The 20295-nt window shown below is 67.1% G+C and carries 23 protein-coding genes; 5 read left to right on the top strand and 18 right to left on the bottom strand.

Annotation, left to right across the window (positions count from 1 at the left end; genetic code table 11):
* Positions 1–6 precede the first annotated feature (6 nt).
* Genes lysA through ASE82_RS08960 form a run of 3 tightly spaced genes read left to right on the top strand, consistent with a single transcriptional unit; the run spans position 7 to position 2989 of the window.
* Positions 7–1269 carry a diaminopimelate decarboxylase gene (gene lysA, locus ASE82_RS08970; RefSeq protein WP_056061642.1) on the top strand — a complete coding sequence of 421 codons (1263 nt, stop codon included), beginning with the start codon at positions 7–9 and terminating at the stop codon, positions 1267–1269.
* Positions 1266–2039 carry a precorrin-2 dehydrogenase/sirohydrochlorin ferrochelatase family protein gene (locus ASE82_RS08965; RefSeq protein WP_056061898.1) on the top strand — a complete coding sequence of 258 codons (774 nt, stop codon included), beginning with the start codon at positions 1266–1268 and terminating at the stop codon, positions 2037–2039. Before lysA ends, ASE82_RS08965 begins: the two co-directional genes overlap by 4 nt.
* Positions 2036–2989 (top strand): zinc transporter ZntB, encoded by a 954-nt coding sequence (locus tag ASE82_RS08960; protein WP_056061640.1) that lies wholly within the window; start codon positions 2036–2038, stop codon positions 2987–2989. The genes ASE82_RS08965 and ASE82_RS08960 overlap by 4 nt, the downstream gene beginning before the upstream one ends.
* A gap of 3 nt (positions 2990–2992) precedes the next feature.
* Here the strand turns inward: ASE82_RS08960 and ASE82_RS08955 are convergent, their stop codons facing one another.
* From ASE82_RS08955 to ASE82_RS08870, 18 genes are all read right to left on the bottom strand, one after another.
* Entirely contained in the window at positions 2993–3406 is a 414-nt protein-coding gene (locus ASE82_RS08955; RefSeq protein ID WP_335337806.1) for a flagellar export chaperone FliS, read from the bottom strand.
* Positions 3388–4833 carry a flagellar filament capping protein FliD gene (fliD, locus tag ASE82_RS08950; RefSeq protein ID WP_056061638.1) on the bottom strand — a complete coding sequence of 482 codons (1446 nt, stop codon included), beginning with the start codon at positions 4831–4833 and terminating at the stop codon, positions 3388–3390. Before fliD ends, ASE82_RS08955 begins: the two co-directional genes overlap by 19 nt.
* A gap of 57 nt (positions 4834–4890) precedes the next feature.
* Positions 4891–6033 (bottom strand): flagellar type III secretion system protein FlhB, encoded by a 1143-nt coding sequence (flhB, locus tag ASE82_RS08945; RefSeq protein WP_056061635.1) that lies wholly within the window; start codon positions 6031–6033, stop codon positions 4891–4893.
* Complete coding sequence (gene fliR, locus ASE82_RS08940; protein WP_082441389.1) at positions 6033–6806, bottom strand: flagellar biosynthetic protein FliR; 774 nt, start codon at positions 6804–6806, stop codon at positions 6033–6035. The genes flhB and fliR overlap by 1 nt, the downstream gene beginning before the upstream one ends.
* Before the next feature lie 127 nt (positions 6807–6933).
* Positions 6934–7203, bottom strand: a complete 270-nt coding sequence (fliQ, locus tag ASE82_RS08935) for a flagellar biosynthesis protein FliQ (RefSeq protein WP_055874447.1) — start codon at positions 7201–7203, stop codon at positions 6934–6936.
* 4 nt (positions 7204–7207) lie between these two features.
* Entirely contained in the window at positions 7208–8155 is a 948-nt protein-coding gene (fliP, locus tag ASE82_RS08930) for a flagellar type III secretion system pore protein FliP (protein WP_082441388.1), read from the bottom strand.
* The gene (locus ASE82_RS08925) at positions 8152–8406 is read right to left on the bottom strand and encodes a flagellar biosynthetic protein FliO (protein WP_056054129.1); all 255 of its coding nucleotides are present in this window, start codon (positions 8404–8406) and stop codon (positions 8152–8154) included. Before ASE82_RS08925 ends, fliP begins: the two co-directional genes overlap by 4 nt.
* 5 nt (positions 8407–8411) lie before the next feature.
* On the bottom strand, positions 8412–8702 hold the full coding sequence (gene fliN, locus ASE82_RS08920) for a flagellar motor switch protein FliN (protein ID WP_056054132.1): 291 nt from the start codon (positions 8700–8702) through the stop codon (positions 8412–8414).
* Positions 8699–9661 (bottom strand): flagellar motor switch protein FliM, encoded by a 963-nt coding sequence (locus ASE82_RS08915; protein ID WP_056061632.1) that lies wholly within the window; start codon positions 9659–9661, stop codon positions 8699–8701. Before ASE82_RS08915 ends, fliN begins: the two co-directional genes overlap by 4 nt.
* 3 nt (positions 9662–9664) lie before the next feature.
* Positions 9665–10294 (bottom strand): flagellar basal body-associated FliL family protein, encoded by a 630-nt coding sequence (locus ASE82_RS08910; RefSeq protein ID WP_056061630.1) that lies wholly within the window; start codon positions 10292–10294, stop codon positions 9665–9667.
* Positions 10295–10313: 19 nt separating this feature from the next.
* Entirely contained in the window at positions 10314–11453 is a 1140-nt protein-coding gene (locus ASE82_RS08905) for a flagellar hook-length control protein FliK (protein WP_056061627.1), read from the bottom strand.
* Positions 11454–11486: 33 nt separating this feature from the next.
* Positions 11487–11912 carry a hypothetical protein gene (locus tag ASE82_RS08900; protein WP_056061625.1) on the bottom strand — a complete coding sequence of 142 codons (426 nt, stop codon included), beginning with the start codon at positions 11910–11912 and terminating at the stop codon, positions 11487–11489.
* A 1-nt stretch (position 11913) separates the two neighbouring features.
* Positions 11914–13239, bottom strand: coding sequence for a FliI/YscN family ATPase (locus ASE82_RS08895; protein WP_056061622.1), 1326 nt, complete (start codon positions 13237–13239; stop codon positions 11914–11916).
* A complete protein-coding gene (locus ASE82_RS08890) occupies positions 13233–13970 on the bottom strand; it encodes a FliH/SctL family protein (RefSeq protein ID WP_056061621.1) in 738 nt (245 codons plus the stop codon). The genes ASE82_RS08895 and ASE82_RS08890 overlap by 7 nt, the downstream gene beginning before the upstream one ends.
* Entirely contained in the window at positions 13963–14985 is a 1023-nt protein-coding gene (gene fliG / locus ASE82_RS08885) for a flagellar motor switch protein FliG (protein WP_082441387.1), read from the bottom strand. Before fliG ends, ASE82_RS08890 begins: the two co-directional genes overlap by 8 nt.
* On the bottom strand, positions 14982–16652 hold the full coding sequence (fliF, locus tag ASE82_RS08880; RefSeq protein WP_056061618.1) for a flagellar basal-body MS-ring/collar protein FliF: 1671 nt from the start codon (positions 16650–16652) through the stop codon (positions 14982–14984). Before fliF ends, fliG begins: the two co-directional genes overlap by 4 nt.
* 1 nt (position 16653) lies before the next feature.
* Entirely contained in the window at positions 16654–17016 is a 363-nt protein-coding gene (gene fliE / locus ASE82_RS08875) for a flagellar hook-basal body complex protein FliE (protein WP_056061615.1), read from the bottom strand.
* On the bottom strand, positions 17013–18311 hold the full coding sequence (locus ASE82_RS08870) for a sigma-54 interaction domain-containing protein (protein ID WP_056061612.1): 1299 nt from the start codon (positions 18309–18311) through the stop codon (positions 17013–17015). Before ASE82_RS08870 ends, fliE begins: the two co-directional genes overlap by 4 nt.
* A 284-nt stretch (positions 18312–18595) precedes the next feature.
* Here ASE82_RS08870 and ASE82_RS08865 point away from each other — a divergent pair, with 284 nt between their 5' ends.
* Positions 18596–19633: a flagellin N-terminal helical domain-containing protein gene (locus ASE82_RS08865; RefSeq protein WP_056061880.1), complete on the top strand. Its 1038-nt coding sequence runs from the start codon at positions 18596–18598 to the stop codon at positions 19631–19633.
* Between the two features lie 239 nt (positions 19634–19872).
* A complete protein-coding gene (locus ASE82_RS08860; RefSeq protein ID WP_156348825.1) occupies positions 19873–20289 on the top strand; it encodes a hypothetical protein in 417 nt (138 codons plus the stop codon).
* The last annotated feature ends 6 nt before the right edge of the window (positions 20290–20295 follow it).

Raw genomic sequence — 20295 nt, 5'->3', positions numbered from 1 at the left:
TGAATCATGGATCATTTCGCCTATCGTGACGGTGTCATGCATGCCGAGAACGTCGCCCTGCCGGCGATCGCCGAGGCCGTCGGCACGCCCGTCTACGTCTATTCGACCGCCACCTTCCGCCGTCACGCACAGGTGTTCCGCGACGCGCTGAAGGGCGCCGGGCGCGTCCACCTGGCCTATGCGATCAAGGCGAACCCCAACGTCGCGGTGCTCCGCGTTCTCGCCGACGAAGGCTACGGCGCCGACGTCGTCTCGGCGGGCGAGATGCAGCGCGCGCTGGCGGCGGGTATCCCGGCCTCGGACATCGTGTTCTCGGGCGTCGGCAAGACGCGGCGCGAACTGGCGCAGGCGCTCGATGCCGGGATCGGCCAGTTCAATCTCGAGCTGGAGGAGGAGGGCGAAGTCCTCGCCGCGCTCGCCCATGCGCGCGGCGAACGCGCACCGGCGGTGCTGCGCGTGAACCCCGACGTCGATGCGGGAACGCACGCCAAGATTTCGACCGGGCGCAAGGAGAACAAGTTCGGCGTCGCGATCGACCAGGCGGTGGCCATGTTCGACCGCCTGTCGAAGCATGACGGGCTCGACCTGCGCGGTGTCGCGATCCACATCGGCAGCCAGCTCGCCGACCTCGCGCCGCTCGAGGCTGCGTATGCGCGGATCGGCGAGTTGGTCGCGGAATTGCGCGCGGCGGGGCACACGATCAGCCGCGTCGATCTCGGCGGCGGCCTCGGCGTGCCCTACAAGCCCGACGACGTGCTGCCGAGCCCGGCGGACTATGGCGCCATGGTCGCGCGCGCGACCGCCGACTGGGATGTCGAGCTCATGTTTGAGCCGGGCCGCGTGATTGCGGGCAATGCCGGCGTGCTGCTGACCGAAGTGATCTGGGTGAAGCCCGGCGTCGTGAACCCCTATGTGATCGTCGATGCGGCGATGAACGACCTCGCGCGCGTCGCCATGTACGATGCGTATCACGACTTCGTCGCAGTCGCGCCGACCGGCGATCGGATGACCGCCAACATCGCCGGGCCGGTGTGCGAGACCGGCGACACCTTCGCGATGGGCCGCGATATCGACGCGGTAAAGTCGGGCGATCTCGGCATCTTCCGTACCGCCGGAGCGTACGGCGCGACGATGGCGTCGACCTACAACAGCCGCGCGCTGGTGCCCGAAGTGCTGGTCGATGGCGACCGGTTCGCGGTGGTCGCCGACCGCATCCACCCCGAGACGATCCTGGCCGCCGAGCGCGTGCCCGAATGGCTCAAGCGGTGATACTCCAGAGCCTGCCGCTGTTCGTGAGGCTGGCAGGGCGCCCGGTCATTCTGCTCGGCGAGGGCGAGGCGGCGGATGCGAAGCGGCGGTTGCTCGATCGTGCGGGGGCGGACGTGGTCGGGGAGGATGCTAGCGCTTCGCTCGCGATCGTCGCGATCGACGACGAGGAGGAAGCGCTGGCCGCGGTCGCGCGGTTTAAGGCGCGCGGCATCCTGGTCAACGCGGTCGATCGTTCGGCGCTGTGTGACTTTACGCTGCCCGCGATCGTCGATCGCGCGCCGGTGCTGATCGCGATCGGCACGAGCGGTGTTTCGGCCGGGCTGGCGGCGGCGTTGCGGCAGCGGCTGGAGGCACTGATCCCCGCCGATCTCGGCAAGCTCGCGCTGGCGTTGCAGGCTGCGCGGGGGTCCTTGCGAAAGCGCTGGCCCGATATGGGGGAGCGCCGCCGTGCGCTGGCTACGGCGATGGGGGCGGGCGGTCTGCTCGATCCGCTGTCGCCGACACACGATGTGGACGCATGGCTGGCCCCAACCGCCGAGCCCGCTGCAAAGCGCGACGTGGCAATAACCCTCGTTCTGCTGTCCGACGACCCCGAGGACCTGACGCTACGCCAGGCGCGCGCGCTCGCCAGCGCCGACCGGGTCTATCACGGCGCCGACGTACCCACGGCGATCCTCGACCGCGCGCGTGCCGATGCCGCACGGCTGTGCGCGGTTATGCCCACCGATCCCGGCACGGGCCTGTCGGTCGAAGTCGAGATGGCACGATGAGCGGTTTCGCATTCCGGATCGTCGATGGGAAAGCGACCCGCGTCGACGTCAAGGAAGCGCTCACCTGCACCGCCGACCTCGTCTGGGTGCATTTGTCGACCACCGCCGAGCATGCGCAGACCTGGCTGCGCGACGAGGCCAAGCTGCTCGACTATGTCGTCGACGCGCTCACCGCGACCGAGACCCGGCCGCGCTGCGAGGCGGTTGGCGATGGCGCGTTCCTCAATCTGCGCGGGCGATCGAAGGAGGAGCTCGACACGTCCGACCTGCTCGCGTCGGTGCGGATCTGGGCGGTGAAGGGCCGCGTCTATTCGGTCACGCGGAAGCCGCTGATCGCGGTCGCGGAGGTCGAGAAGATGGTCGAGCACCACGAGGTGCGCGATCCAGGCGACCTGATCGCCGCGTTCGCCACCGCGATCACCACCGATCTCGATCCCGATGTGGCGACGCTCGGCGACGAGCTCGACGATTGCGAGGAGCAGCTCGACGCCAACCGCGTGTTCGAACTGCGCCGCGCGGTCAGCAAGGTGCGCGTCGCGGCGATCGGCTACAAACGCTTCCTCAGTCCGCAACGCGCGGCGCTGGAGAAGCTCGCCGCGCTACCCGGCGACTGGCTCGCGGACGACGACCGGCTGCATCTGGCGGCGGCGGCGGACCGCGCCGCGCGGATGGCGGAGGAGCTGGAATCGATCCGCGAACGCTCGGCGCTGATCCACGAGACGCTGACGGACCTGCGCGCCGAACAGATCGACAACCGCTCGCTGATCATCTCGATCGCCGCGATGGTGTTCTTGCCATTGACGTTCCTGACCGGCCTGTACGGCATGAACGTGAAGGGCCTGCCCTATGCCGAGAAGCCGTGGGCGTTCGACGCGATCGCCGGAGCCTGCGTGCTGATCGCGGTCGGCGTCGTGGCCTATTTCGCCATGCGACACTGGTTCAAGCGGTAGCGTCTACGCGGCGCTGGCGGTCCGCCACGCCTGCGCGATCTCGTCGAGCATGTCGGCAGAGTCGCGGAACGGCTGCGGGTCGTGGCCGAGCGAGGCGTTGATCACGGTTTTCCGCGCGCCGCCATATAGTCGTGCGAGCGTTTCCGAGACCTGGCCGCCTTTCTCGAAGTCGAGCCCGGCTTCGAGCGCGAACAGGATCGCGGTAGCGCGCGTGATCCGCTCGCTCTTGATCGCGAACTTGCGCTTTTCGCAGGCCCAGGCGGCAGCGCGCAGGGCGGCGACCAGTTCCTTGTAGAGCAACTGGACGAGCGCAGGGCCGTCCGCCGTAGCGGTCTGGCCGACCGCGTCGATCTGGCGATAGGTCGCGAACGGGTCGCGCATCAACGTGCTGGCGTAGGTCACGAATCCTTGTTCCACGCGGCAATCTGGTTGGTGAGGAAGGTCTGCGTCGATTTATACGCCGACACGCGCGAATTCATGCTGGCATATTGCTGCGTCAGGCGCGTGGTCAGCTGTGCGGACTGGTCGGTGACCTTGTCCTGCTGCTTGGCGACATCGGCCTCCGCCGCAGTGTAGCGCACGGTCGATGCGCCGAGACCGGTGACCGTGCTGGTCGCGCTGGTGGTCAACGCCGTCAGCGTCGCGGACAGGCCGAGCGCGTTGGTGCCCGACGGCGCGAACATCGCCTCGATCGTGTCGGGGTTCGCCGCCAGTTGCTTGGCGAGCAGCGCGGAATCGACCCTCAGCGTACCGTCGGTGTTGGTGGCGACGCCGATCTCCGACAGCGACCGCGGAAGCCCGGCAATCGCGCCACCGACCAGCGGTTTCGACACCAGGGCCTGCAACGACCGCAGCAACGATTTCGCGGCGGGATCCGCGCGAAGATTGCCGGTGATCGGATCGGTCTGTTCGGTGATCGTCTTCAGGACCTCGTTATAGGTCGTGACGACATCGTTGATCGCTTGCGTCAGCGCGTCGGTCGGGGGCGTGCTGGTGAGAGAAACGGGGACGGTGGAGACGCTGTTGAGTTGAAGCGTCACGCCGGTCACAAGGTCGCTGACGGTGTTGCTCGGGCGTTCGACGGCGATCCCGTCTACGGTCAACTGCGCGTTTTGCGCGGTGGAGACGAGGCTGGTCTTCGTCGCCGTGCTGCCGCCGATGTCGAGCGCGTCGCCCTTCTCTCCCTTAAGCGTGAAGGCGTTGGCGCTGCCGGTCGCGCCCTTGACCGAGAGATACGCGCCGCCGTTCGCGTCGGTCACGACCGAGGCGGTGACGCCGGTCTTGGACGCGTTGATACCTGCGGCGATCGCGTCGATGCTGCCGTCGCCGACGTCGATCGCCGTGTCCTTGCCGCCGATGGTCAGCGTCAGCGCACCGGTGTTCAGCGATGTGGTGCGATCCGCCGCGGCGACCGGTGTCGTCGTCCGCGCAACTTGTCCCGTGGCGAGGCGCGTTACCGTGATGCTCGACGACAGCCCCGACAATTTGGCGCCCGACTGCGCGGTGGCCGACAGGATTGCAGCGTTCGAGCTGGTCGGCTGAGTCTGCAAGCTGCCGCCCTTCACCAGATTGGCGAGCGCGGTCGAAAAGCCGGTCATCGTGCTCTTGAGCGTACCGACACCCGAGATCTGCGCGGTGATCGTGTCGGACTTGGTCTTCAACGCGGCCGTCCGTGCGGCGAACTGCGCGGAGACGAGCGAGGTGACCAACGTGCCGGTATCGACGCCGGAGCCCGCGCTCAGCCCCTTCAGCAGTGCCTGCGTCGCGTCGTTGACGGCGCTCTGCGCGGTAGGCGTGGGTGTCGGCGTCGGCGTGGCCGTCGTGCTGGTGGTCGATGTTACCATGGCAAAGTTCCTGCACGTGTGCGCTCGTCTTTAAGAACGACCGCTCGGAACAAATGTTTAGGCCTGCTTCGTGCCGTTCTCGTCGAAGCGCGCATCCTTCGGCACGGTCACGAACGGCTGGACTCCCGGAGTGGTCCCACCTGCCGCCGCGTTCAACCCGAAGACGAAGGCAAGCACGGTCGCGATCGCGGTATAGAGGTCGTCGCGGACCTCCTGCCCCTCCTTGCTCGTGTAATAGACCGCACGCGCAAGCGTCGGATATTCGAGGATCGGCACGCGGCTTTCGCCAGCCAGCTCGCGGATCGCCAGCGCGGTCGCACCGCGGCCCTTGGCGACCACCACCGGCACTTGGTCCTTGCCGCGATCATAGCGTAGTGCCACTGCGAAGTGCGTCGGGTTGGTCAGAACGACATGCGCCTCCGCAACCGATTTGCGCAGGCCGCCGCTCGCCATCGCACGCATCTTGGCACGCATCTGGCCCTTCGCCTCGCCGTTACCCTCGGTCGACTTGTGCTCGTCCTTCACCTCCTGCTTCGACATCCGCATCTTGCCCAAGCGGCGGATGATCTGGATCGGCAGGTCGATGCCGGCGATCGCGCACAGCCCGAACGCCATCGCGATCAGGATGCCCTTGAAGATCCCGCCGAGCGTCGACAGCGCCTGGTTAAGATCGGCGGATGAGGCGAGGCCCATCGTCGAATGCGCGGCGTTCCACAGCATCCAGCCGCCGATCGTGCCGAGTAGGATCACCTTCAGCAACGACTTGCCGAGTTCGATCCAGCCGTTCGCGCCGAAGATACGCTTGAGCCCGGCAGCCGGATCGACGCGGCTGTATTTTGGGGCGAGCAGTCCGCCGTTGAAGCCGAGCGAGCCGAGCCCCGCCTGGCTCAGGATCGCGGCGCCGATGCTGACGATGAACAGGGTTATCAGCGATGGCGCGAGCTTGCCGCCGGCTTCCATCAGTGGGCGCCAGGGGGAAAAATCCTCGACGTCGGCATGCGTGAACTGGAAGCTCGAGCTCATGATCGCCTTGCACGCGGTGATCAGCGTCGGGCCGGCGTAGATCAGCCAGGCGACTCCGGCGAGCATGCTGAGCGCGGTGGCGAAATCGCGCGATTTGAGGATGTCGCCCTTCTCGACCGCATCCTTCTTGCGCTTGGCGGTTGGTGCTTCGGTCTTTTCGCCCGAATCCTCAGTCATCAGCCGAGCACCAGGTTTTCGGTGGCGGCGAGGCCTTCGCGGACGATGACGAGCATGTAGTCGCCCATCGTCGGGAACGCGATCGCCAGCGTGACGACGCCGACCGCGAGGCTGGCGGGGAGGCCGACCGCGAACAGGTTGAGCGAGGGCGCGGCACGGCTCAGCATGCCGACGACGATGTTAAGGCAGAGCAGCAGGAAACCGACCGGGAGCGCGAGCAATAGCCCCGCAAGGAACGCATAACCGCCGAAGAACGCGATTGCCTTCAGCCGCTCGACGCCGATCCACGCGGCGCCCGGAGGGAGCACGTCGTAGCTCTTCACCAGCAGGTCGATCAGGATCAGGTGGCCGTCGACCGACAGGAACAGCAACGTCAGCATGATCGAGAAGAACTGGCCGAGGGCAGGGGAGGACTTGCCGTTCTGCGGGTCGATCGAGGACGCGAACCCAAGCCCCATCGCGCCGCCGATCACTTCGGCCGCGATCATCGGCGCAGCGAACGCGATCTGGAGGACGAAGCCGAGCGCGAGGCCGACGAGTGCTTCGGCGGCGGCGGAGAGTATGGTGGAGACCGCGAAGATGTTCTGTGGTGGGACGATTGGGTGGGCCGCGAGCACGAGGAACCCGATCGCGCCCGACAGCGTGACGCGCACAGTGAGCGGTACCGAGACGGAGCCGAACACTGGCGCCGCGATGAACGTCGCACCGATGCGGATCATCACGAACACGAGCGCCCAGAGCTGCGGCTCGATCGAGAGGCCGAAGCCTAGCACTGTAAAGTTCCCCTCCCGCTTGCGGGAGGGGTTAGGGGAGGGCGCGACGTACGTACCGGCGTCCGGCTCATGAGGCACGCCCCTCCCCCGACCCCTCCCGCAAGCGGGAAGGGAGCAGCAAGTGCGGTCACTTCACCAGATCCGGGATACGCTCGAAGATCCCGATCGTGAAATCGCTCAGCAACCCCAGGATCAGGCTCCCGAAGATCAGGATCGACACCGCGACCACGACCAGCTTGGGCACGAACGACAGCGTCTGCTCGTTGATCGACGTCGCCGCCTGGATCATCCCGAGGATCAGCCCCGCGAGCAGCGCGGGGATCAGGATCGGCGCACTGGCGAGCGCCAGCACCCACATCGTCTGATTGGCGACGGTCAGGAAATATTGCGCGTCCATGCTCTCAGGTCGCGAACGAGTTGGCGAGGCTGCCCATCGTCAGTGCCCAGCCGTCGACCAGCACGAACAGCAGCAGCTTGAACGGCATCGAGATGATCGTCGGACTGAGCATAGCCATGCCGAGCGACATTAGCACGGTCGCGACGACGAGATCGATGACGATGAACGGCAGGAAGATCAGGAAGCCGATCTGGAACGCGGTCTTCAGCTCGGACGTGACAAAGGCGGGGAGCAGCACCGAGAAGGGGATGTCGGTCGGCGTCGCGTAGGGCCCGGACTTTGCGATCTGCGCAAACATAGTGACGTCCTTGATCCGCGTCTGCTTGACCATGAACGCGTGCAGCGGGACGCCGGCGGTCGTGATCATCTGCGTGCCCGCCAGTTGCCCGGCGGCATAGGGCTGGATCGCGGTCGTGTTGATCTGGCTGATCGTCGGCGCCATGATGAAGAAGCTGAGGAACAGCGACAGCCCGAGCAGCACCTGGTTCGGCGGCGTCTGTTGCAGCCCGAGCGCTTGGCGCAGGATCGCGAGCACGATGATGATCCGCGTGAAGCTCGTCATCATCAGCAGGATGCCCGGCAGGACCGTGAGCAGTCCCATGATGATGAGGACTTGCAGCGACAGCGACAGCGAGCCGCTCTGGCCGGTGTTGCCCGCAGCCTGTCCGCCGAGCTGGCCGAGCGCGCGATCGACCGCGTCGCCGACGGCGGGGTTGGTCGGAGCGGGGACGCCTTGCGCGAAGGCGGGCATCGCAAGGAAGAGGGCGAGCAGGACGGCGAGGCCTATCCACAGCCATGCGTTTGCGCGCGGGCGCGGCGCAGAAGTATGCAGCGCACCGTTCGTGGCTCCTGGATTCCCGCGTGCGCGGGGAAACGGTTTGGCGGTCGATGCGGCGAATAGGGCAGGGCCCGAGCCTTTCCGCGTCACCGTCGGACGAGCGACCGCGCTCATGCGTCGACCTTGTCGATCAGGTGCACGCCGCCGCGGCCGACCGAGACGAGCAGCCGGCGGCCCTCGAAATCGATCACCGCGAGGCGCAGGCCCGGCGAGATCATCATCGTTTCCTTGACGCCGATCAGCCGCGTCGAGGGCTTGCCCGGAATCCGGCTCTCGAACTTGCGCCACAGGTACAGGCAACCGAACATCAGTCCGCACACGAGTGGCAGCAGGATGACGAGCTTGAGGATATAGGTCCACAGCATCGGGCTCAGCCGCGCTTGTCTGGAGACACGAGCTCGGTCATCCGCACGCCGAAGCGCTCGCCGACCGTCACCACTTCGCCGCGCCCGATCAGCGTGCCGTTGACGAATACATCGAGCAGCTCGTTGGCCTGGCGATCGAGCTCGATCACGCTGGATTCGCCGAGCGCGAGCAGTTCGCGCAGCGTCAGGCTGGTCGAGCCGATCTCGACGGTCAGCTTGACGTCGACATCCTGGAGCAGCCGGAAATTGGCGGCGACGGCAGCATCTACGGGGAAGCCTCCGGTCATGTCGTTCATGCTGCAAATCCTTCGTCGAAACGGGTAATCGAGGTGAGCTGGATGGCGGCGAAGCCGTTGGACGTGCCGACCGTGCCGCAGCCGAGGCGGTTGTTGCCGACCATCACCGGCACGTCGCCCGAGATGGTGATCGGGATCACGTCGCCGGGTTTCAGGTCCATCAGCATCGTCAGCTTGACGATCGGCTCGGCGAGTACCGAGCGGATCGGGAAGCGCACGTTCATCGCGGCCCGCGTCAGCTCGGTGCGCCAGGCCGGATCGGGCTCGGCCGACTTGCCGACGACCTTCGCGGTCAACGACGGCGCGTGCGGCTTCAACGCGGAGACGGGGTAGACGAGATCGAGGAACACCGGTTTCGCAGCGCCCGCGGCGATGCCGAAGCGCGTGACGATCATCGCGTCCTCGCCGTCGAGATCGGCGATCATCGCCGGGTTCACCTCGACGCGCGTCGGCAGAAAATCGAACCGTGCCATCGGCTCCCACGCGGTCTTCAGCGGCGTCGCGATCATCTGGCCGATCCGCGCGACCATTGCCTCGGCGGCGGGCGAGAACTCGGTCGGCAGCGTGTGCGGCGCAGCGCCGGTGCCGCCGAAGAACATGTCGAGCATCTCGAGCACGAACTTGCCGTCCATGATGCACAGCGCCTGCGCCATCCCCGGCGTCATGATCAGCGGCAGCCACGCGGTCAGCGCATCGCTGCGTTCCGCGCGGTAATCGGTGAAGCGCTGGACCACCAAGGGCTCGGCCCAGCAGCGCACTTCCTGGCGCAGCAACGGCTCGAACACGCCGCGCAAACCGCGTGCGAACCGGGCGGACAAATGCTGGAGCGAGTGCAGGTCGCCGAACGGATTGAGCTTGGCCCCGCCGAGTACGCCCTGGTGCAACACGCCCTCTTTGGGCGCGCCGGAGCGATCCCGGTCGCGTCGCTCGCGCGTCTTTGCTGAGGCCTCGTTAACCATGACTCACTGAACGACGAAACTGGTAAAGTAAACGTTACCGATGCCGCCGAATCCTTCCTTCTGCTTGAGCGTATCGTTGATCGCCTTCGCCAGTCGGACCTGCAGCTGGCGCTTGCCGTCGCTGCTCATCACCTGCTCTTCGGTGGTGTCGCCGAGCGCCATCAAGATCGCCGATCGGACCGCGATGTCGTTGGTCTTCAGGTTGGTGATCACGGTGTCGTCGTATGGTGTGGAGACCGCGACACCGACCTGGACGAAGTGCACCGAGTCCTGGAGATTCGAGGTGAAATCCTTCTCCAGCGGGTAGTAGGTGGAGGCATATTTGTCGCCGCCCTGCCCTGCGGGGGGCTTCATCCCGTGGTTTTCGGGCGCTGCGTCCTCGCCGCCATGACCGCCGCCTTCGCCGCCCTCGGTCGCGTGCTTCTGCTCGCTCTTGGGGACGAGCTTGGGCTTGCCGTCCTCGGCTTCGGCGGCGTGACCGCCACCGCCGATCAGCCCCGCACTGGAGGCATAGACGCCCGCACCGACGCCACCGCCGACCAGCACTAGCAGCGCGACGCCGCCGATCAGGATCGTCTTCATCTTGCCCTTTTTCTTCGGGGCGGCGTCGGGCGTTTCTTTTGTGTCGCTCATGATTTCAGGGTCCTTCGGTTCAAGCGATTCGTATGTCGTCGGGCGCGTCCGCGATCACGGCGGAGACCGGCGCAGGGCGATTCGGGGTTTGCGGAGTCGCGGGCGCGCGCTGCTGTTGCGCACCGCTGTCGCCGAGCGATCCTTGCGAAAGTTTCAATCCGCGCGCCTCGGCGAGTTCGGCGAGCCGTGGCTGCGCGTCCGCCAGCAACGTCCGCGTCGCGGCCTGCTCGGCATTGAAGTGCACCCGAACCGTATCGCCCTCGGTCTTCACCGAAACGTCGATCGCGCCGAGCGCATCGGGGACGAGGCGGATGCGCGTGTCGACCGCGTCGGCGGCATCGCGGAGCATCTCGATCCGCTCGATCATCGCGTGCGGCCAGCGCTCCTGACGCATGTCGAGTGGCGCCTGCTGCGCGTCGGCAACCTTGATCTCATGCGTTGCGGTCGCACCCACCGGAGTCAGCGGCGTATCGGATGGGGCGGCGGGGGTATCTGGCTCGTCACGCTCTTTGGTCGCGGCCTGGATCGCCGCGCCGAACACTATCGCAGCCGACGCGACCGTGCCGGGTTGCGGCTGGACGACATCCGGTTGCGCGACGGCGAGGGTGACGGGCGTCGTATCGGGCGTGGCCCAACGCGGCGCGTCGGTGGTCGGCGTGTCCACCGGCGTCTGCACGGCCGTCTTTACCGGTGGTATCGCGGCCATGATCGCGGCGGCGAACTGCGTTGCGGGTGTGCCGCCAGCTTGGATCGGCGCGGCGGGCAGGATTGGTTGAGGCTCTATCGGAGCAGGCGTGGCGGCCTGCGGCTGCGATTGCGCGAAGGTCGGGCGCTGCACGCTCGCTGGTTGCATGGCCGATGCATCGATGATGCGTGCAGCGGGCAGGGAAACGGCTGGGGCAGGGGCAGGCGTTGCAATGATCGGCTGCCAAACGAAGGCGGCATCGGGCACGACATCCGGCAGCGGCAAGGCGTTGCCGGTCGCGGCGTCGTCCTGCCGGGGCTCGTCTTCCGGCGCTGCGGCGGAAGGTTCGGGTTTCGCGTCGTCGCTGACCTGTTCGAAGGCGCCCGCGAAATCGCCCGACTCGCCGCCGCTCTTCGCAGCAGAGGCGCGAGGATGGAGGGGAACGGTACGGGAAAGGGTCGCGGTCTGGATCATTCGGGCACTCGCGTTCGGGCTTCTCCCCGACACTCAGCAAGGATCGTGCCGAACCTTCCGAAAGGCGGGTGCCTCTTCCATCGTGCGGATCGCTTTCAACACCGCATCGGCGTCGGCGCGGGCGAGGAGCTTCTTGACCGCGCTCTGGTCGCGCTTGGCGGCGCGCGTTGCTTCCGCTGCGCGCTCGACATGAAATTCGGCCGCCTGCACGCGCTCGACCGCGGCATGAGCGGACTGTTGCAGGCGGTCGCGGTAGTGCGCGGCGGCGCCGAGCGACACGGCGACCTGCGTTTCGTGGACCGGCGCGACGGCTTCGGCGAGCAGCGCGATACGGCCGGAGAGCGCCTGTTCGCTGGCGAATTTGTCGTGCGCGCGTGCTTCGTCGGCGCGGGTCAGGCCGAGCTGGAGCGTGCGGACGCGGTGGATGCGCGCGAGCGTCCTGCTGCGGGCATCCGCCATGTCAGCCGCCGAACACGCCGGTCAGCTCGGCGACCGCGTCGTTCAACGACACGGTCTCGTCGGCGTCCTGGCGGATATATTCCATGACTGCCGGGTGACAGGCGATCGCCGCGTCGATCGCCGGATCGGCGCCGTGGCGGTAGGCGCCCATCAGCACGAGATCGCGGTTTTCCTCATAAGTGGCGAGGTGACGGCGGAGCGTCCGCGCAGCCTTGGCGTGGTGCGCGGGCACGATGTCGGTCATCACGCGGCTGACCGACGGACCGATGTCGATCGCCGGATACACGCCGCGCTCCGCGAGGTGGCGGTTGAGGACGATGTGGCCGTCGAGGATCGAGCGGGCGGAATCGACCACCGGGTCGTTGCCGTCGTCGCCGTCCGCCAGCACCGTATAGATCGCAGTGATCGAGCCGCCGGTGTGGACGTCGACGCCCGCGCGCTCGATCAGGTTCGGCAGCATGGCGATGGCGCTGGGTGGATAACCGCGCGCGGACGCGGGTTCGCCGAGCGCGAGGCCGATTTCGCGACCGGCATGGGCGACGCGGGTGAGTGAGTCCATGATCAGGAGGACCTTCTTGCCCTCGTCGCGAAAGGACTCGGCGATCGCATGGGCCCGTAGCGCGCCGCGGATGCGGAGGACGGGGGAATGGTTGGCGGGGACGGCGACCACGACCGAACGCTTTCGCGCGGCGCCGGCGACCTTGGTTTCGAGGAAGTCGGCGACTTCGCGGCTGCGCTCGCCGATCAGGCCGATGACGATCACATCTGCCTGGGCGGCGCGGACGATCATGCCGAGTAGCACCGACTTGCCGACGCCCGAGCCGGCCATGATGCCGACACGCTGGCCCTGGCCGATCGTCAGCAGGCCGTTGATCGCGCGCACGCCGACGTCGAGCGGTTCGAGCACGCGCCCGCGATCGAGCGGCGACTGGAGTTTCCCCGCGAGCGGCCAGCGACCGGCGCCGCGGATCGGGCCGAGGCCGTCGATCGGCTTGCCGGCGCCGTCGACGACGCGACCGAGCATCGCAGCCCCGACTTCGGCCTCCCCCGGCGCACCAATCGGCTTGACCGGTGCGCGCGGAAGAAGGGCCGCGGCGCCACCGAGGTTCATCATCAACGTCCGGCCATTGCGAAAGCCGATGACTTCCGCCTCGACGCTCGCCGCGCCTTCGCCGACTTGGCAGACGGTTCCGACGGGCAGCGTGAGGCCGACCGCTTCCATCAGCAGCCCGTCGAACGAGGCGAGGCGGCCGGAGACCTTTGGCTTGGCGACGAAATCGGCGTTGGAGAGGGTTTCGAGATAATCGGCGGTAAAGCGGTTCAGCATTTGGGCACCGGCACGCGGTCGATCGCCTGCGCCAATTGATCCAGCCACAGTTCCGGACCGTCCTCGACGATCGTCGACGCGCTTTCGAGCACGAAGCTGCCGCGCGTAACGTTTGGGTCGCCGGCGGCGAAGATCGATTTCGGCAAGCGGCCTTCGAGCAGCGGTACATCGTCCGGGTGGACGCGGAGTAGCGCGGATTCGGCAGAGTCGGACAGAAGTTCGGCGGCGGTCTCGATCCGGCCGGCGAGCACGTCAGGCGCGATGCCGACTTCGCCGACGAGTTTCGAGACGAGGAAGAGCACCGTCTGGCGGAGCTGCGCCGCAACGCGGTCGCGGTCGATCCGGTCGTTGCCGAGCGCGCTGGCGAGATCGCCGAGCAGCGCGCCGTCGCGTGCAGCCGTCTCCTGTGCGGCCGCTGCCGCAGCGGCAAGGCCCTCTGCGTAACCGGCAGCATGCGCGTCGGCGAGCGGATCGATGAACGACGATTCGCTGACCGGATCGAGCGGATCCCAGCCGGCGGTCGGGTTCACGTCCTTGTCGGCCGGGCTGAAGTGGCGCGGCGTGCTCGGCTCTGAAGAAAAGTTCGGAGACGCGAAGTTGGTCGGACTCACCGTCGCACGCTCGCGGATATCCGCTGCGGCGAACCCGGATGGTGGTGCGAATGCGCTCGCCAAGACGTGCGCGGTCGTCGTGTGACGCGACGCGAAGCCCGCGGTGAAGCCGTTAGACATAATCGTCTTCCCCCCCGCCCATCTGGATCGTGCCGTCCTTGCCCAGCCCGCGCGCGATCGCGATCATCGCCTTTTGCGCTTCGAGCACCTCGGCGAGCTTCATCGGTCCACGCGCTTCCATCTCGTCGCGGATGCCGTCGGCGGCGCGCGCCGACATGCAGCCGAGGAAACGGTTGCGGATGCTTTCGTCGACGCCCTTGAGCGACTTAGTCAGGATCTCGCTGTCGACGTTGCGGATCAGCGTACCCAGGTTCTTGTCGTCGAGTTCGAGCAGGTTATCGAAGACGAACATCGCCTCCTCGATCGCCTTGGCCACTTCGCGGTCGATCTTGAACAGTTTCGGCATGACGCGCTGTTCGGTCGCTTTGCGCGCGCCGGACAGAATCTTGGCGGCCTCGCGCGTGCCGCCCAGCGTGACGCCGGCAGCACCGGGTGCGGAGGCGGTGCGGTTGGCGAGCACGACCTTCAACGTCTCGACCGCCTCGGGCGTGATCGGTCCGAGCCGGGCGATGCGGTGGAGGATATCGGGCTGAACCGCGTCGGGCAGCAGCTCGAGCACCTGGCCGCCGATCGACGCGTCGAGATTGGCGATCAGCACCGCCGCGATCTGCGGATGCTCCTTCTCGATCATCGCGGCGATCTCGGTCGCTTCGAGCCAGTCGAGCAGTTCGAGTTCGCACGCGGCTTCCGGCGGGGTGATGCGCGCGAGCACGCTCTCCGCCTTTTCGGGGCCGAGCGCGCGGTTCATCACCGCCTCGATCTGCGGACGTGGGTCGAAACCGATCGCGGTGCGCTCGCGAGCGCGACCGACGAAATCGTCGAGCACGTCCTCGACTTCCTGCTCGGAGACATCGGCGACCTTGAACATCGCCGCGCCGAGCTGGCGCACCTCTTCGGGCTCCAGCTTCTGGAGGATGGCAGCGGCCTCTTCCTCGCCGACGAGCATCATCAGCACCGCGGCGCGTTCGACGCCGGTGTAGGTGCGGCCAATAGCACTGGGGCCGACTTCGCTCACTTCGCGTCGGCCTTGATCATGTCGCGAACGGCCAGTGCTGCGCGCGTCGGATTGTCGCGGGTGAAGCCGCGGACCGCACCGATCCGATCGTCATAGCCGCGCGTGTTCTCGAGCTGGTCGAGGCTGACGGGGGCTGCAACCGCCATGCCGTCGACGTTCGCTGCGCCGATCGGCTGGCCAAGCGCGGGGCGCGTGCCGGCATCGTCGCGCTTCTTCATCAGCGCCTTGGCGATCGGGCGGACACCGAGCAGCAGGACCAGCAGCGCGATCAGGATCGCGGTCCCGTTGCGCGCGAGCACCGGCAGCCAGGCATTGTCGTACCACGCCGGGCCGCTGGTCGCGGTGGCGTCGGCGCCGGCGAACTTGCGGCTGATGACCGTGACGTTGTCGTTGCGCGCCTGGTCGAAGCCGACCGCGCTTTTCACGAGATCGCTGATCTGGTTGATCTCCATCGCGGTACGGCGGCCCTTTTCGGGATCGCGGAGTAGGACGGCGACCGAAAGACGCTTTACCCCGCCCGGCGTAGCGCGCGTGACCGACACTTCGCGGCCGAGGTCGTAGGCGCGCTGATACTGGTCGGACTGCTTCATCGCGTCGGGGGCAGGGCCACCGGCGACCGGCTGTGCGGCGGTACCCGGATTGCCTGTAGCGGGCTGTGGCGTCGACAGCGTACTCGCGGCAGGCGGCGTGTTGCTCAGTGCGCCCGGAATACCACCGGGCGCACCGGCGGCGCCGTCCTTCTGGTTGCCGGTCCAGTTGCCCGTCTCGGCGCGCAGCACGCCCTGCTTCTCGTAGCTTTCGCGCGTCGCCTGGCTCTCGTCGAGATTGACGTCGGCCTGCACCTCGGCGGTGAAATTGCCCGCGCCGACCAACGGCGTCAGCAGCGCGATCAGCTGCGTGCGATACTTGTCCTCGACGCGGCGCTGGATATCGATCCGCGCGTCGCTGGCCGCACCGGCGCCGTCGTTGCCGCCGGCCTTGGTAAGCAGCGCGCCCATCTGGTCGACGATCGTCACCGCCTCGGGCTTCATCCCCGGCACCGACGAGGCGACGAGGTTGATGATCGAGCTGACCTGCGCATCGCTCAGCGAGCGGCCGCCCTGGAGTTTCAGGATCACCGATGCCGACGGCGCAGCGTTGTCGCGGACGAACACGGAGGCTTCGGGCATCGCCAGATGCACGCGCGCCTCGGCGACCGCATCGATCTCCTCGATCGACTTCGCCATCTCGGACTCGCGTGCCTGGCGGAGACGTTCCCCTTCGACCGCGCGCGAAACGCCCATCGGCAGCTGGTCGAGGATCGCATACCCGCCCGGCGCTGCTTTCGGCAGGCCCTGGCCCGCGAGCAGCATCTTCGCACGGCTGTAATCGTCCTCGCCGACGGTCAGCGCGCCGGTGCCTTCGTCGATATGGCTCTTGATGTTGGCCGTCGTCAGCGCGGACGTGACCGCGGCCTTGTCGGAATCGGGCAGGCCGCTGAACAGCGTTTTCTGCGTCGGCGTCGACAGGCTCATCCATGCGAGCGCGGCGGCGGCGATGAGCCCGACCATCAGCGCCATCGGCAGCGAACGGCGGACCGCGGGCTGCGCGAACGCACCCTTGATCTGCTGGAGGGGGTTGGCGAACCGTTCGGTCGCGCCGGATGCGGGGATGAGTGCGGTGCTCATGTCAGACCGGCATGCTCATGATATCCTTGTACGCGGACAGCAGCTTGTTGCGGACCTGCAACGTCGCCTCGAACCCGACCGACGCCTGCTGGCGGGCGAGCATCACCTTCGCGATGTCGACCGTCTCGCCGCGCTCATAGCTTTCGCTGAGCTTGGCGGCCTGGGTCTGGCCGTCGTTGACGCTCTTCAGCGCGGTTTCCATCGAGTCGGCGAAGCTGGTCGGCTTGACCGTCTCGGTCGGCGTGACATTCCCGGCCGCCCCAGCACGCGAGAGCGCCTGGTTGCGTTCGAGTATTTGCGAACGCAGCGCCATCACGCGGTCGACGCTCATCGCGCCGCCACCGATGCCTGAGACGCCGCTCATGCCGAGGCTGCCCAGTTCTGGACGCTGCCGATGTCGTCACCCTGCTCGCGCGCCTTGGCGAGGCGATAGCGCAGCGTGCGTTCGGAGATGCCGAGGCGCTTGGCGGTCTCGATCCGGCTGCCGTTGCACGCCTTGAGCGTCTCGCGGATTGCCGCGAACTCGCTCATCTGGACGATGTTGCCCAAGGTTTCGGGCTCGCTCGGTGCGACCGGCGCGATCTGCACGACCGGCGCACTGCGCTGGAACGTCATCGTCACCGGGCGGTCGAACACGATGTGGTTCGCCTCGATCGTATCGCCGCCGCAGAACAGCAGCGCGCGCTGGATCACGTTCTCCAACTCGCGGACGTTGCCCGGCCAGTCGTGCAGCATGAGCTGCTCGATCGCCGCATGGCTCGGCCAGGGGATGACGTTGCGGTTGCCGGCATGACGCAGGATCAGCGTCGCGGCGAGCGCAGGAATGTCCTGCGGGCGTTCGGCCAGCGACTTGGTCGCGAGCGGGAACACGGCGAGGCGGTAATAGAGATCGGCGCGGAAGCGGCCGGCGGCGACTTCGGCGTGGAGGTCGCGGTTGGCGCAGGCGATGACGCGGACGTCGATCGGCTGCGGCACCGAGGCGCCCAGCGGCACGACCTCGCGCTCTTGCAACACGCGGAGCAGTTTCGCCTGCAGTTGCAGCGGCATCTCGGCGATCTCGTCGAGCAAAATCGTGCCGCCATTGGCTGCGCGGAAGAACCCGTCGCCGCCTGACGACGCACCGGTGAACGCGCCCTTCTGGTGACCGAACAGCAGCGCCTCGAGCATCGATTCGGGTAGCGCGGCGCAGTTGATCGCGATGAACGGCTTGTCCTTCCGCGCGGAGCCATTGTGGATGGCGCGGGCGAGGACTTCCTTGCCGGTGCCGGTCGGGCCGTTGATCAGCACGGTGATGTCGGCAGCAGCGACGCGCTCGGCCAAGGCGAGCAGCGCGAGCGATTCGGGGTCGGCGGCGGTCGGCATGTCCGGCCCACCGATCAGGGCGCGCGCGAAGCCGTTGCCGACGGCTGTATCCTCGGCGGCAAAGCTGATCCGAGCCGGCGAACCGCTGCGCGACGGGGTCACTTCGCGACCTTCGCAACCGATCACGACGGTGCGGGCAGGGGCGGCAATGCCTTCGCCGTCGGCGACCAGGAACAGGTCGTTCGCACCCGGCTGCGCGGTTTCGAACGAGCCCACGCCGAAGCCCTGCGCGCGCAACGACGAAACGAGCGCATATTTCCGCGAAGTGACTGCGGCCGATGGAAAAATTGAACGCATTGAGTGCCCCCTGAACGATTCGGGGAATGCCGCACTGGTGGTAAACGCGCGGTTAAACTCTGCCGCCCCCGGCAGATTATTTCCGGGCGCGTCTCCGCGGGCACACTGGCGCGCGTTTGCGCACACGAACGCGCGCGCGAGCACACGTACGGGCGCATGCGAGGCCCGGTCCCGGCTGCATTTTTTCGCTTAAGTCCGTCCCGAACCGGCCGTTACCCACATTGACGGATCGGCACTTCGCCATGGGGGCGGCGCGGATCGTCGAAGATCACGGAGATTTCGCAATGACTGTCATCGGTACCAACATCTCGGCGCTTCGGTCCGCCAATGCATCGACCAAGGCATCCAACCTGCTCGCGACCTCGATGGAGCGCCTGTCGACCGGCAAGCGCATCAATTCGGCCAAGGACGACGCCGCCGGCCTCGCCATCTCGTCGTCGATGACGTCGCAGATCAAGGGCATGAACCAGGGCATCCGCAACGCCAACGACGGCATCTCGATGGCGCAGACCGCGGAGGGCGCGCTCGACGAGGTCACGAACAACTTGCAGCGCATGCGCGAGCTTGAGGTCCAGAAGACCAACGGCACCTATTCGGCCAGCGATGTCGCCAACATCACGACCGAGCAGAACTCGCTCGCCAAGCAGATCAACAACGTCCTGTCGAACACCGCGTTCAACGGCCAGAAGCTGTTCGACGGCACGGCTGGCCAGGTCGGCACCGCAGCGGTCACCGTCTCGAAGCAGGTCGGTACGGCGCAGGTCGGCACGGCGCAGGTCGGTACGGCAGGATCGGGCGGAAACTCAGGCGATCAGGGTTATGTGGCTCCGTCGGACGACTACAAGGCTGCGTCTGCTGACTACAAGGCGGCGTCCGCCGATTACAAGGCTGCCGTCGTCACCCCGCAGTCGGCCGATTACAAGGCAGGCACCGGTGTCGTGTCGATCCAGGCCGGCGCAAACACGTCGGACAAGATCAGCATGAACCTCGGCAGCAGCCTGACGACCGCCCTCGGCAGCGTCGTCTCGGACACCGGTACGTCGGTGGCCGGCGCCACGCTCGAGAACTACGACTCCGCACTGTCGACGATCGCCGGCCGCCGCGCCGACCTGGGCGCGACCCAGAACCAGCTTCAGTCGGCGGTCAACAACCTGACGTCCAACTCGACCAACCTGTCGGACGCCAAGAGCCGTATCGAGGACGCTGACTTCTCGGCAGAGACGACCGCGCTCGCCAAAGCACAGATCCTGAGCCAGGCATCCACCGCGATGCTGAGCCAGGCGAACCAGAGCCAGCAGAGCGTGCTGAAGCTTCTGGGTTAATCCGGACCGGCACCGGCACCAGCCCCCCGCAGGGTGACGGTGCCGGTCGGACCCGCCTCGCTTCCCGCGAGGCGGCATGAAACCCCGGTGGCCGATGGCTGCCGGGGTTTTGCGTTCTTATTCGCGTCATCGTGGTCGGGGCGGCGTCGCGGAAGGCGCTCGGTGACGCTATTGTCATTGGCGGACGGCGCGGCACGGGATTACGTTTGCACGTCGATCACACGGGCGAGGCGATAACCATGAGACACGCGATCGGTGCGATCACGCTCGCGATCCTCGGATCGACCGCTGCTTTTGGACAAGCCCGGATCGGCGAGCGGTGCAACGGCACGGAAACCATCCGGGCAGGCGGCAATGCGCCAAGGGTCGTTCCCTACACGCTGACATTCAGCGCCGATCTGGCCGCGGGCTATTATTGCTACGCGGCGTGCGGGCCCGAACAGACCTATGCGATCAGCGACCGCGCGTCCGATCCGATCAAGCTCGCGGACGTACGGGAAAGCAGTCAGACTCGACTGATGACGTTCGATCGGAGGACCGCGATGCTGGTCGACCATCAGGTCATTCGGCTACTCGGGAGCGTCACGCGGAGCGCTACGGCCAGGTGCCGTGCCGCGCCATTTCATGCGCCGGTGCCGCCCGGTTCGAACGGCTGAGGGGCG

Source organism: Sphingomonas sp. Leaf230, from assembly GCF_001421745.1.
In the GTDB taxonomy this organism is placed as follows: Bacteria; Pseudomonadota; Alphaproteobacteria; order Sphingomonadales; family Sphingomonadaceae; genus Sphingomonas.
This window is presented reverse-complemented; position numbering and strand designations above follow the sequence as displayed.